Genomic DNA, 13853 nt, shown 5'->3' with positions numbered 1-13853 from the left:
AGGAAGCTGCCCCCGACCGATGTTACATCATGTTCTTTAGCCCAGTTCTTCCACCAGCTGATCCAGCTTAACGGTACGCTGCTCACCGGTTTCCATGTTTTTCAGTGCAATCTCACCCTGAGCCAGCTCATCCTCACCCAGAATCGCAGTATATCTCGCTTTAAAGCGATCTGCTGATTTCATCTGTGCCTTCATTTTACGACCCAGATAATCTCGCTCCGCGGAAAATCCGGCTTGGCGCAGCTTAAACAGCTGTTTGGTCACTTCCGTTTCTGCCGCTTCACCCAATGCCACCATATAGACGTCTAGAGGCTTGGCTTCATTCAGTTGGATACCCTGATGCTCCAAGATCAGCTGAATGCGCTCCAGGCCGATACCGAAGCCGATACCCGGCTGATCCGGTCCACCCAGCTCTCCGACCAATCCGTTGTAACGCCCGCCTCCGCCGATCGTGTCAATGGCACCAATACCTTCGGCCTTGAATTCAAACGCTGTCAGCGTATAATAATCCAGCCCCCGCACCAGACGCGGGTTGACTGTATATTCCACGCCCATGGCATCCAAATTTTGCTTTACTTTCTCAAAGTGTGTGCGCGATTCCTCATCCAGGCTATCCAAAATAGAAGGCGCACCGCCAAATTTGTCCTGGTCATCTTTGCTATCCAGCACCCGCAGCGGATTGCGGTCAATCCGCGCTTGACTCTCCTTGGTCAACGTATCCTTAATAGGCAACAGGAAATCAACCAAATGTTGGCGATAGGCTGCACGGCTAGCGGCATTGCCGACAGAGTTAATCTCCACCTTTACCCCTTTCAAGCCCAGCTCACGGCAGAACTGATAACCGAAAGCGATAACTTCTGCATCCAGAGCTGGATCAACCGCTCCAAATGCCTCAATGCCAAATTGGTGAAATTGACGCTGACGTCCAGCCTGTGGACGCTCATATCGGAACATCGGGCCAATATAATACAGCTTGGTCACATCCGGCTCACCGTACAGCTTATTCTCCACATAAGAGCGGACAACCCCTGCTGTCCCCTCCGGACGCAGCGTCATGCTGCGTTTGCCTTTATCCTCAAAAGTATACATTTCCTTTTCCACCACGTCCGTCGTTTCACCCACACCCCGAACGAACAAATTCGTTTGTTCGAACATCGGTGTACGGATCTCGCGGTAATTAAAGCGGCGGCTAATTTCACGGGCTTTTTCCTCGACAACCTGCCATCTTTCTACATTGCCCGGCAGCAAATCCTGCGTTCCTGTCGGCTTCTGAAAGGCCATTAACGTATCCCCCCTCTTAATAAAAACAAAAAAATCCCCCGCCCTGTTAAAATTAACAGGGACGAGGGATTGTCGTTTACAAATCACCCGTGGTACCACCCACATTCCGGAGTTTCCCGGACAGCCAGCGCGTAAAAAACGCTCAGTGCCCGTCAGCCTTACACTGACTCCGCTCATACGTATAACGCCCGTAACGCGCAGTACGGCTATTATGCAGGATGGTCCGCTGTTTGGCACAGTTACCCGTGCACTTTCGGCAGGTGCTCCTCAATTGTTCGCCGCCTGTTCTCGGGGAGGTCATTCGTCCGCTCATCAAGGGAATTTTTACAGCCTGGAAATTCCTCTCTGCGCTTGTGGGTTCGGAGTACTTGGTCCCGTCATCAAATCATTTTTCATTATTTTATGATTTTAATGAACTGCTTCGACAAAGTCAAGACATTCCCTCTAGAATCAAACAAATAGGTCCTATAAAAAGAAAAAAACCTGTGGAAACGGTCCGCAGGTTCAAAAGATATATCAAAAGGGGGTCATGCCGTTATTATAAACAACGAATATTAAGAAATGATGTTTCGAATATTACAATTGTATTACAACCACTCTATAGCAGACTATATTCCTCAAGTATCGACAATTGACAATTTACAATCTGATAACGTTCTCTTGGCTTTAAATGCATTGCCTTGAACAACTCACGTACAATGGTGTAACTTGCTTCAAGCCAATAATATCTGGCTCATGATCTGGTTTTATAATAATTCGCAGCAGCCAATAAGAAAAAGGAGCCTTTCGGCTTCTTCACTGGCGTGACAAATATTAAGTCTTACCTGCGCGGCAAAGAACCGCGTCCCGGCTTGTTCATGGCTGCTGCAACATGCTGCAATAACGTATCAGCATCTCGGGTAAGGCTGATCGCCTCCTGAATACTACCGGGGAAAAGCAGTGTAGCGCTTCGATAACCGTCCATTTTTGGGGTTTGACGCATCGCTTCGTCTCTCCTGTCACCCTAAGACTGTCCATCTGGCTCATACCAGTTAGGATGACATTATCGTCCCCCTGAACGGATATTTTATGCTACCCCAGTATCAGCGCCACCCCCACGAATATAGCTACGAACGCTCGCTATCCAGAATCAACGTCACCGGGCCCCAGTTGGTCAATGATACATCCATCATGGCCCCAAAAATGCCCGTCTCGACCTCCAAGCCTTTGGCTCGAAGCTGGCTGTTGAAAAAATCATAAAGCTTCTCTGCTTCCTCAGGCTTGGCCGCTTCCATAAAGTTAGGCCTTCTCCCCTTACGGCAGTCACCATACAATGTAAACTGAGAGACCGACAAAATGGACCCACCGACATCCAGCACACTGTCGTTCATTTTACCTTCAGCATCATCAAATATACGTAATCCCGCTGTTTTATCCGCCAAATAAACGGCATCCGCCGCCGTATCTCCCTGACCTATACCGACCAGCAGCATTAATCCGGCTCCGATCTTGCCGACCACCTTTTGATTAACCGTTACCTGTGCGTCTTTGCAGCGCTGAATAATGATCTTCATCCCTATCCGCTGTCTCCTTTAACCTTCCCCTTTAAAAGGCGCTTACAGCCGCAGCACGGCCCGTTTGGGAGCCTACGGGGCTTGTACCCAAAACATACGCTGTATAAGCCATTTAACCTACTGTAACGCTTAAAAGGTTATTGCATAATCCGATGCACGGTATATACATCTTTCACCCGTTTAATCCGTTCGACAACAGAATGCAAATGATCCGTATTGCGTATGAGAATCGTAATGTGAATCATCGCCATTTTGTTTTTGTCGGTACGGCCTGTAACGGCCGAGAAGCTGGTTTTGTTCTCGGATATAGCCTGAAGCACCTCGTTCAGCAGACCGTTGCGGTCATGTCCTGTAATCTCAATATCGACGCTATAATTGACCTCTGCTGCTTCCTCCCACTCAACCTCGATCACACGAGCCTGATCTTCCCCCGTACCCGCAGGAATATTAGGACAATCTGTCCGGTGAACCGATACGCCACGGCCACGTGTTACATAACCGATAATGTCGTCTCCCGGCACGGGATTGCAACATCGTGCAAAACGAACGAGCAAATTGTCGACTCCTCTGACGCTGACGCCGTTGGTCGGTGTTTTTTTGCGTTCGCCCTGCGGTTTGTATTCCTTGACCTCGGTGGTCAGCTCGATCAGCCGTGCCTCTTCCTGCTCCTTGCGCAGCTTCTCCGTCAAACGTGTACAGACCTGAGCTGCGGTTATACCGCCAAAGCCAATCGCAGACAGCATATCCTCTATATCGTTGAAAGAAAACTTTGCTGCAGCTTCCTGAAGCTTATCGTCACTCATCCATACCGAAGGCTCTATATCACGTTTTTTGAGCTCACGCTCCAGATTCTCACGGCCTTTTTCAATATTCTCCTCACGCTTTTCTTTCTTAAACCATTGCTTGATTTTACTGCGCGCGTGAGAGGACTGGGCAATTTTGAGCCAGTCCTGACTAGGTCCATAAGAATGCTTGGACGTCATAATTTCGACGATATCGCCGGTTTTAAGCCGATAGTCCAATGGCACAATTCTTCCGTTAACCTTGGAGCCAATCGTCCGGTTACCAACTTCGGTATGAATACGGAAAGCAAAATCCAGCGGAACCGACCCGGCTGGCAATTCAATAACCTCTCCTTTTGGAGTAAACACAAACACAAGATCGGAGAAAAAGTCCATTTTGAGCGATTCCACAAATTCCGACGCGTCCTTCGCCTCATTTTGCAACTCCAGAATTTCCCGAAAAAAGGTGATTTTATCCTCAAAGTTCGTGTTGTTTGCTCCGTTGCCTTCTTTATAAGCCCAATGGGCGGCAATCCCGAATTCAGCGGTGCGATGCATATCCACCGTGCGAATTTGCACCTCGGTAGGTTCACCGTTGGGGCCCACGACTGTTGTATGAAGGGACTGATACATATTGGCCTTAGGCATGGCAATATAATCCTTAAACCGTCCCGGCATAGGCTTCCACAACGTATGGATGATCCCCAGAGTGGCATAACAGTCCTTAATGTTATCCACAATAATTCGAATCGCCAGCAAATCATATATTTCATTGAATTGCTTGTTTTTCGTTGTCATTTTTTTAAACACACTGTAAATGTGCTTGGGACGCCCAGAAAGATCAGCCTGAATGCCCATCTCTTCCAGTTTTTCCCCGATGCGTACAATAACATTATCAATAAACTGCTCCCGCTCTGCCCGTTTCTTATGCATCAAATTGGCGATGCGATAATACTGCTGAGGATTCAGATAACGAAGAGCAATATCTTCCATTTCCCATTTAATCGCTGAAATACCTAAGCGGTTCGCAATCGGGCAGAAAATCTCCAGCGTTTCATAAGCAATTCGGCGCTGGCTTTCCTCCGACTGATATTTCAAGGTGCGCATATTGTGCAGACGATCCGCCAGCTTAATAACAATGACACGAATATCCTGTGCCATAGCAATAAACATTTTTCGATAATTTTCGTTCTGCTGTTCTTCCTTGGAACGGAACTGGATACGTTCCAGTTTCGTCAAACCATCGACAAGCATCGCACATGTATCGCCAAAATGCTCGCGAATCTGCGCCAAAGACACCGTCGTATCCTCCACAACGTCATGTAAAAGAGCGGCGATAATGGAGATGGTATCCATCTGCATATTAACGACGATATCAGCAACCGCAAGCGGATGCAGAATATAAGGTTCACCGGACTTGCGCGTCTGCCCCGAATGGGCCTGCTCGGCAAAATCATAGGCGTCCCTGATGCGGATAAGATCTGCTTCTCTGGTATAGGCCCCGGCCTTTTTAAGTAATTGCTCTATCCCCATTCTGCTCTATTCCGTGTCCTTTCTATGCAAAATGGAACCCGCCGATCAATGTCGCGCAAAGGTTCCCTTTTAAAAGTGATTTCCTATAATTATGACGGTTACTACGTCACACGTCAACTATTACAGGTTGGATATTGTCGTGTTATTCCGTCACAAATAGACCAGCAAATCAGGATTGTTGACGAAATGAAACGAATTGTATTGAAAAAATTACGAAAAGTAATTAATGTATATAAGAATAATTGAAAGAACTAAGGAGTGAACTGCGTTGCAACGCGAAATTCAAGTTAATGAAAAGCTTCCGGCAGGACCCGGGTTCCTGCTCAGCGTACAGCATTTGTTTGCCATGTTTGGCAGCACCGTGCTGGTGCCGAATATTTTCGGTGTCGATCCCGGCATGATTTTGCTGATGAACGGTATTGGTACACTGCTGTACATATGGATCTGCCGTGGCAAAATTCCCGCCTATCTCGGCTCCAGCTTCGCTTTTATCGCTCCCGTTAGTCTTGTGCTTAAAAGCAATCCCGGCGTTAACGGTTACGCTATGGCCCTCGGTGCTTTCATCGCAACAGGTGTTATTTTTTGCCTTGTCGCACTGGTGATCAAATATGCCGGAACCCGTTGGCTGGACGTGGTATTTCCACCCGCAGTCATGGGCTCCATTGTAGCTCTGATCGGACTGGAGCTGGTTCCGGTTGCAGCAGGCATGGCAGGCATTATCAATTCGGACCCTACTAAAGCCTGGTCTCCAGATCCCAAAACCATTACCCTTTCCCTTGTTACACTCGGAGTCACTATTCTGGGTGCGGTATTATTCCGCGGATTTGCCAAAATCATTCATATCTTGATCGGTATTGTGGTGGGCTATGGGCTTGCTTATTTTATGGGTATGGTCAATACACAGGCCATTGCGGATGCTCCCTTGTTTGGACATCCTGTCATTACCACTCCAGTATTTAATACCTCGGCTATGCTGACAATTCTTCCTGTCGCACTAGTCGTCATCGTGGAGCATATTGGTCATTTGCTCGTAACCAGCAACATTGTCGGACGCGAGTTGTCCAAAGATCCCGGCCTGCATCGTTCACTGCTGGGTAACGGTATTTCCACTGTGATTTCCGGCTTTGTCGGCTCTACGCCCAATACAACCTATGGTGAAAACATCGGTGTCATGGCATTAACGAAGGTGTACTCCGTATGGGTCATTGGCGGAGCCGCAGTCATTGCCATCCTGCTCTCCTTCTCAGGCACCTTCTCAGCAATTGTTTCCAACATCCCGGCTCCAGTCATGGGTGGCGTATCCTTGCTGTTGTTCGGTGTCATCGCTGCCTCCGGTCTGAGAATCTTTGTCGAGCAAAAGGTGGATTTCGCCAAGCCGACCAATATGCTGCTCGCCACCATCGTACTGGTTGTCGGAATCAGCGGTACGACATTCACTTGGGGCGCGGTTACCCTGAAAGGTATGGCGCTGGCAACAATCATCGGCATCGTCCTCAGCCTGTTCTTCAAGCTGATTGACGTGCTCGGCTGGTCCAACGATAAAACACAGGAGCCTTTAACGGAAAAAACACCGGATTAATACCTGTTCCTTTACATGAAAACGCCGACTCTATGAGATACGGGTCCATCACGCACTTGTCTAACATCCAAGTGTGTTGGTTCGTACCTGCGTGGGCGGCGTTTTTTTAAATTCATATCTTATAATTTAAAATTAAAATCACCGGTATGTCACACCTGATTCATACGCATCTTTGGCGAAAAAAACGCCCAACCCATAAGTCACACTATTTAATGCCAGTTCTTGTTCGAACAGTCGTCCATAATCGTCAATTTTCATCCCTGTCACCAGTTGTTCCGTACCCTTGGTTAGCATCGAAACGAGTAAAGCATGGCGATCTACATTAGCTGCAATATCCGCTTTAACTCCCGCCAGAGATTGAGCAGCATTTTTGCTAATTTCCGCATCCAATTTTTGCTTGGCAAAAAAGTAGGATAAAAAACTAATTAAAATCAAGGTTATAAGTACCAGAGGGACCAAGGTAGAAAATGTTCGTGCTTGTAGACTTTTAAATTTAAACATGCGCAATGGTGACCACCCCTGCCCTTTTTTAATTGTTTATCGACATTTTGTTTATAAAATTTATAACGATTTTCGTAAATGAATTGAAAGTTGATGTAAATTACATTTCTAACCAAAATGTATTAAACAAACAAAATAGTCCGATGGAGCAACTCTTTAGATAAAGAGATGTTCCATCGGACTATTTAGGTGATCCATACATAAATATTTCCCGGGAAAACCCCGGATTTCCAAAGCCCTAATATTTAATCAGGGTGAACACATCTACGTCAGGCAGTTTCGCCCGACCATTGAGTTCAGACAGCTCTATAAGAAAAGCAGCTCCTGCCACATTTCCACCAAGCTGACGCACCAAGTTCACAGATGTAGCAATGGTTCCACCTGTCGCAAGCAGGTCATCCGCAATCAATACATTTTGCCCCGGCTCAATAGCATCCTTATGCATAGCCAGTGTATCCTTGCCGTATTCCAAACCGTACGCTTCCTCAATGGTTTCCCCAGGCAGCTTTCCACTTTTACGAATAGGAATAAAACCAACGCCAAGAGCGTAGGCCAGAGGCGCACCTACGACAAATCCGCGTGCTTCGGGACCCGCAATCAAATCAATTTTTAAATCCGATACCAGTTCCTTCATATCGTTGATTGCCTTGCGATACAGTTCACCATTTTTCATCAAGGTCGTAATGTCCTTAAAACTAATCCCTGGTTGTGGAAAATCGGGAATCACTCGAACATATTCTTTGTAGTCCAACTTAGTTCCTCCTACTGTAAACTTCTAAATTAGTATATCCATTGTACAACATAAGCTTGAGACTATACCTCAAGACGCGCCCTTCATAAGTGACATAATCCAACTCGTCATCTGGGTTGTATCCGAATCCAGTAAATAACGCTCCATTTCAGCCATATCATATAATTCCTGATAGCGCGGAGAAGTCGTTAAATCGCGCTTGGGCGGATTGGGTACAAAACAAAATTGCCCTTCTGTACGCGTCATAAACTCAAGCTCCTCGAAGATGTCCAGCACTTTGGATAACATACGTACTGAACAGGAACACTGCCGACTAAGAGCAGGCAGCATTGCTTTTTCATCAACAGGCTGTGTTCCCATGCGGGAAAGCACAACATAAATACGCTTGAACAGCTCCCTGTCGGGAATTACGAGTCGACCGGCACGTTCACTGACCGAATGCAGGAGAAATACATTTTCTACATTTTCAAAGGTAGACCATACTGCCTGTAGCTGCTCCGGCGTTTCCGGTGGCTCCAGCACGAACAGTGACTTCACAGATTGCTGCGCATCCCTTTGACCATTGCTGGGAGTAACAGTCCCATCCTTATCGTATAACCATACGAATTCAGCGTTCACAGAACCCGTTGGACGAAGTCTGGATGAAGGATGTATCAATACTGCAACGTCACTTTTTCTCTCCTCTACACGCGGATGAAAAATGTTCAAGCCTCGTTCCAGTTCGGCAATAGGGTTCGATACTCCGCGATAATCAAAGATTTGCGGGGCCTGCACACGAATATCCTGCATCATCAATTGGAGAGAACGTTTGCCGTTCCACTCATTAATGGACAGCTCACCCAACAGGTCCAGCTCGGTTTGTTGCAGTAAAAAATCAGCCAAATCGCCACGCTGGAAGGCAATTGCATCCAGCGATAGTCCATTCTGCTCCAGCAGAAGCTTCACATGATTTTTCTCACGTCCCATTTTACGAGCCTCACGTAATTGAAGACCTTGTAATACGAATCGTGGAGAAGGGTTCCCCATACCAAAAGGTTGCAACAATTCCAGTTCTTCAACCGCCTGTAAAGATACCTCGTCCAGACGACAGACCATATCTGCTTCAGCTACGGGAATAAGGTCTTCCGGTGTCAAAATTGAACCGGCATAGCGGTTAAGCCGCTCCTCGAACAATTCCAGATTGTCACGGCTCAGCGTCATACCCGCAGCCGAAGGATGACCGCCAAAATGCTCCATCAGCTCATGGCTGTCTGTAAGAGCACTGTAGATATCCAATGCAGGAATAGAACGAGCAGAACCTTTACACATACCTGTCTCGGCATCTATCCCAAGAATAATGGTTGGACGATAATGGCGATCCAATAGCTTGGACGCTACAATGCCGACGACCCCCACGTTCCAGCCTTCACCAGCCAAAACAATAACTGAGGGGAGCTTGCCTCCATTCAGCTTGGCTGCCAGTTGCTGCTCAGCTTGCTCCACAATTCGTTCGACCACCTGTTGACGCTCCCGGTTAAGCAGATCGAGCGCATGCGCTAGTTGATCCGCTTCTTCCTCTCGTTCTGTCGTCAGCAGGGAAACTGCTCGTCCCGCATGATCCAGACGTCCACTGGCATTAATACGCGGTGCCAAGGCAAATGCGATGTTGACAGAAGTCACTGTAGGCATATCCACACCTGCTACACCAAGCAACGCCCGAATCCCAGGAAACGCAGAGCTTTTCATCGATTGAATCCCTCTACGTACCACCGCCCGATTCTCACCATGTAACGGCATCAGATCCGCTACCGTACCAATAGCAGCGATTTCAAACCATTCCTCAGGCACCTCATCCAGCAGCGCCTGCGCTAGCTTAAGAGCAACACCCACACCTGCAAGGCCTTTAAATGGGTATGGGCAACCGGGCAGCTTCGGATTAATCAAGGTATACGCCTTGGGGAGCACAGCAGGCGGCTCATGGTGATCGGTCACAATAACATCGATACCCAAGGATGTCGCATAATCAATTTGCTCTACTGCACTAATTCCGGTATCTACCGTGATAACCAGCGTAACTCCCTGCTGATGTGCCCAATCCAGGGCATGGTTGTGCAGGCCGTATCCCTCATTGGAACGGTGGGGAATATAAATATCATAAGAGGCCTTTAGGAAACGCATAAGCTGAATCATCAATGATGTACTGGATACTCCGTCCGCATCATAATCGCCATAGATTAATATATGCTCGCCGCGCTCCAGAGCCTTGCGAATTCTCGGCACGGCCTCTTTCATGCCAAGAAGCAAATAAGGGTCGTGTATATCATCCACACTTCCGTACAAAAAGCGGTTTGCTTCCCCGGCCGTAGTGACGCCCCGGTTCACTAAAAGCCGGGACAACAATGGTGAAATCCCCAGCTCTTCTGTTAACGGTTGGGCCGCCGCCAGATTAATTTCCGGGGTCTTCCATCTGTACTGCGAATGAAGCAATCCTATTCACCTTTCTTTCATAGTCGCCTTGCATTATTGCAGCAAGGACGACACATCATTATCCGGCAGTTCATGATTGGATTTGTAAGGATACCCGGCTTGATAGGGAATGAACTGCATTTGTACATGGGTCACTTGTGGAAAACGGGTCAGCAGTAAATTTTTAGCCCGATCGGCAATTTGCTGTGCTTCCTGCACCGTAATCCGAGGATTTACACTAATCGTTACGTCCACTGTTATGAAATGGCCCGCTTCATGGGCATGGAAATGTTCAATCGTTACAATACCATACACCCGTTGAATCGTCTCCATAAAACCTCGGGAGTCTTCCTCCCGCAAGGGCCTCGCAGGTGCCTGATAAGCGGTATTCACCACCATCAGATAACCCTTACGCAATACCATACAAGCTACCAGCAAAGCTGCGGTAGGATCAAGATATAACAATGCCGGCCACTCCATCGCTTTACCAGTCATTGCACCGATCATGCCGATCAATGCAATTAGTGAAGCATACAGCGAGTATCGTTCATGATTAGCGTACAGATCTGCTTCCGCTTTATGACCATGCTTAATCGAGTAGCGATACTGAAACTGAAATAACGCCTCTCTCAGCACCAAAGTAACAAAAGCAGTAATTAATGCATACAGATCGGGAGCCTGTGGTTCCGAGCTGCTCAATGAGCGGACAGCCGAGATCGCTAGCTGGAGACCACTCATCAGCACTAAAATAGACAGCACCACAGAAATGACAGCCCGAACCTTTTCACCATTTCGCAGCCGTGCCAGCACCCCGTGTCCTGTACCACCTTTGGAAAACAGGTCCTGCAAACGGAAAGCACTATCCGCAGCCGTGTGCAGTGCATCCCCCAACAATGCTTTGCTGTTTGCCGTATAACCGACAATCCCCTTGAGAACAGCTAGTGCGAGATTACCAACAATCCCGCTCCACGCTGCAGTTTCTAATGATCGGCTGCGTTCGCTATTCACAACGTTTCCCCCTCAATCCTGAACTGACCATTTCCCAGTAAAGCTCCATTCCAAATCTAATCGAATCCCTCAAAACAAACGATACATGGGCTGCTCCCGGGCATCTGCTCAAGGTAAATCTCCAAACCTTAGAAAACCGCGCCCAAGTAGACGCGGCTTTCTCTTAAAATTATACTACTGGTATTTGCGTAACTTAAGACTTTGCAGTTTTGACCGTGCCACCGCCAGCAGTCGGCGTTTTTTGTTTCCCTTTCAAAGCTACCCACAGCGGGCTGGCAATGAAAATGGAAGAATAAGCACCAAACAGCAAGCCGATAACCATCGCAAGTGAGAACATCCGAATCGACTCGCCCCCAAAAATGAACAAGCACACGGAGGCAATAAACACAGTAAACACGGTTGCGAGTGAACGCGTCATTGTCTGGGCAATACTGTGATCGACTACCTGCTCCAAGTCGGCTCTGGACTTCTTCTTCGCAAATCGCAGATTTTCCCGGATACGGTCAAAAATAACGACAGTATCATTGATGGAGAAACCGACAATCGTCAGAATTGCCGTAATAAAGGTCAAATCCACCTCAAGGCGGAAAATGGAGAAAATACTGATGACGAGAAACGCATCATGCAGCAACGAAACAATGGCTGCAACGGCAAAACGCCATTCAAACCGGATCGAGATATAGACAGCGATGGCCACTGAGGCCAGCAAGATCGCCCAGATTGCATTTCGCTCCAGCTCTTGGGCCATTTCCGTATCTACCGTATTGACCTCAAATGAAGCCTTTGGATCAAGCTCTTTATTGAAAGAGGTTTTAAAATCATTCACTTGCTGGTCCGTCAATACCTGTGAAAAACGAATGCCGAAGCGCTCTTTACCCGGTGTATAATCAACCTCTTTGCCGATTCCCTTCTTGTCCAGCAAAGTTTGAATCTGTTCCTGTGTAACTACCTTGGTCAAATTGACATCCACGTTAGAACCGGAACGGAAATCAACCCCGTAATTCAAACCGAATATCGACAAGCTCAAAATACCGAGCAATGTGATAATAATCGAAAAGGTATAAAACCACTTGCTCATCTTGACATACTTATAGTCCCAATTAAAGCGCACTGATATCACTCTCCTTCACACCAAAATACTTGGGCTTCTTCACAACATCCGCTTTAACCAGCAGATTGAGCAAGAAGCGGGAGAAGAAGATATTTGTCAAGATACTGGTGACAATATCAACGATGAGTACAAGAGCGAATCCTCGAACGGAACCTGTTCCCAGGCCAAACATGACTGCTGCTGCTATAATTGTCGTAATATTGGCATCCATAACAGTACGGAACGAGGCCTTACTGCCTGCGATGACAGAAGAACGAATCGTTTTGCCTGACTTGATTTCTTCTTTAATCCGTTCATACGTGATGATATTGGCATCGACCGCCATCCCGATCCCGAGCACGAAGGCTGCAATACCCGGAAGCGTAAGCACGAAGCCACCCAAATAGAAGATCGCAAGCACCAGCCAGGTATGAACGATGAGACAGAAGCTAGCAATTATTCCCGGTACACGGAACATCGCAATCATAAATACCAGAATAATGATCGAGCCGATCAAACCAGCACGGATCGTCTGATCCAGTGACAGCTGACCCAGTGTAGCACCTACGCTCTGAGAATATTTTTCCGTCAGTTTAAGCGGAAGAGCTCCCAGGTTTATCGTATCTGCCAGCTTGTTCGCTTCATCACGAGTGTAGTTACCTGTAATCGAGGCACTGCCATCCGTCAATTCTCCACGTACTGTTGGTGCAGATAGTAATTCATCATCCAGGAAAATAGCTAACTCTTTGTTAAGAAGTCGCTTTGTGATCTCTGCAAATTTGGCTTTGTCCTTCACTTTGATGCTAATTTCAGGCTGGTTCAGCTGGTCATAGCCAACAACAGCACCATTCTCCACAAAATCATTACCGCGGAGCTCAATTTTGCTGTATTGACCCGGCTTTTTAGCATCCGCTGCCGTTGCACTGCGGAACGTCAGTTCGGCAGGCTTTTTCAGCATAGAGCGGACTTCTGCTTCATTAGAGACACCAGCAAGCCGCACGCGAATACGGTTGCTGCCCTCTGTTGTTACTTCCGGCTCAGTTGTACCGAGCGCGTTAATCCGTCTCTCCAGACTTTGAGCTGTTTGTATGAGAGACTGGCTGGTTACACGCTGCCCTGCTTCCAAAGGCTGGGCTTCATATAAAATTTCAAAGCCTCCCTTTAAATCGAGGCCTAGTTTTAAACTGTTCAGTAGGCCCGGGCTTGTCCCGACCATAACACCAGTTGTTATGAGCACGACCACGATGAAACTTAGAATTCTTTTCATTCCGTCCCATGTTCCCCTTTCATTCTCAATATTCCTATTATAGCTACCCCTCAAAAAGCAGTC

The 13853-nt window shown here is 47.4% G+C and carries 11 protein-coding genes; 1 reads left to right on the top strand and 10 read right to left on the bottom strand.

Annotation, left to right across the window (positions count from 1 at the left end; translation table 11 throughout):
- Positions 1 to 36: 36 nt before the first annotated feature.
- From hisS to BAZ21_RS25495, 4 genes are all read right to left on the bottom strand, one after another.
- Entirely contained in the window at positions 37 to 1281 is a 1245-nt protein-coding gene (gene hisS, locus BAZ21_RS25505) for a histidine--tRNA ligase (RefSeq protein WP_068505631.1), read from the bottom strand.
- A gap of 820 nt (positions 1282 to 2101) precedes the next feature.
- Positions 2102 to 2263: a hypothetical protein gene (locus BAZ21_RS29215; RefSeq protein ID WP_176718217.1), complete on the bottom strand. Its 162-nt coding sequence runs from the start codon at positions 2261 to 2263 to the stop codon at positions 2102 to 2104.
- 124 nt (positions 2264 to 2387) lie between these two features.
- Positions 2388 to 2834 (bottom strand): D-aminoacyl-tRNA deacylase, encoded by a 447-nt coding sequence (gene dtd, locus BAZ21_RS25500; protein ID WP_068505630.1) that lies wholly within the window; start codon positions 2832 to 2834, stop codon positions 2388 to 2390.
- Positions 2835 to 2971: 137 nt separating this feature from the next.
- On the bottom strand, positions 2972 to 5149 hold the full coding sequence (locus BAZ21_RS25495) for a RelA/SpoT family protein (RefSeq protein WP_068505629.1): 2178 nt from the start codon (positions 5147 to 5149) through the stop codon (positions 2972 to 2974).
- Between the two features lie 268 nt (positions 5150 to 5417).
- Here BAZ21_RS25495 and uraA point away from each other — a divergent pair, with 268 nt between their 5' ends.
- The gene (gene uraA, locus BAZ21_RS25490) at positions 5418 to 6728 is read left to right on the top strand and encodes a uracil permease (protein ID WP_068505628.1); all 1311 of its coding nucleotides are present in this window, start codon (positions 5418 to 5420) and stop codon (positions 6726 to 6728) included.
- Positions 6729 to 6866: 138 nt separating this feature from the next.
- Here uraA and BAZ21_RS25485 read toward each other — a convergent pair whose 3' ends face one another.
- The 6 genes from BAZ21_RS25485 to secD form a co-directional block, all read right to left on the bottom strand.
- Positions 6867 to 7229 carry a hypothetical protein gene (locus tag BAZ21_RS25485; protein WP_256022546.1) on the bottom strand — a complete coding sequence of 121 codons (363 nt, stop codon included), beginning with the start codon at positions 7227 to 7229 and terminating at the stop codon, positions 6867 to 6869.
- 238 nt (positions 7230 to 7467) lie between these two features.
- Positions 7468 to 7980, bottom strand: coding sequence for an adenine phosphoribosyltransferase (locus BAZ21_RS25480; protein WP_068505626.1), 513 nt, complete (start codon positions 7978 to 7980; stop codon positions 7468 to 7470).
- Positions 7981 to 8049: 69 nt separating this feature from the next.
- Positions 8050 to 10446, bottom strand: coding sequence for a single-stranded-DNA-specific exonuclease RecJ (gene recJ / locus BAZ21_RS25475; protein ID WP_068505625.1), 2397 nt, complete (start codon positions 10444 to 10446; stop codon positions 8050 to 8052).
- Between the two features lie 33 nt (positions 10447 to 10479).
- Positions 10480 to 11433 (bottom strand): cation diffusion facilitator family transporter, encoded by a 954-nt coding sequence (locus BAZ21_RS25470; protein ID WP_068505624.1) that lies wholly within the window; start codon positions 11431 to 11433, stop codon positions 10480 to 10482.
- A 193-nt stretch (positions 11434 to 11626) separates the two neighbouring features.
- Positions 11627 to 12544 (bottom strand): protein translocase subunit SecF, encoded by a 918-nt coding sequence (gene secF / locus BAZ21_RS25465; RefSeq protein WP_084011920.1) that lies wholly within the window; start codon positions 12542 to 12544, stop codon positions 11627 to 11629.
- Positions 12534 to 13790, bottom strand: coding sequence for a protein translocase subunit SecD (gene secD / locus BAZ21_RS25460; protein WP_068505623.1), 1257 nt, complete (start codon positions 13788 to 13790; stop codon positions 12534 to 12536). The genes secF and secD overlap by 11 nt, the downstream gene beginning before the upstream one ends.
- Between the last annotated feature and the right edge of the window lie 63 nt (positions 13791 to 13853).

Source organism: Paenibacillus kribbensis (assembly GCF_001705305.1).
Lineage (GTDB): Bacteria > Bacillota > Bacilli > Paenibacillales > Paenibacillaceae > Paenibacillus > Paenibacillus kribbensis_B.
Note: the sequence above shows the minus strand (reverse complement) of the source record. Positions and strands in the feature narration are given on the sequence as shown.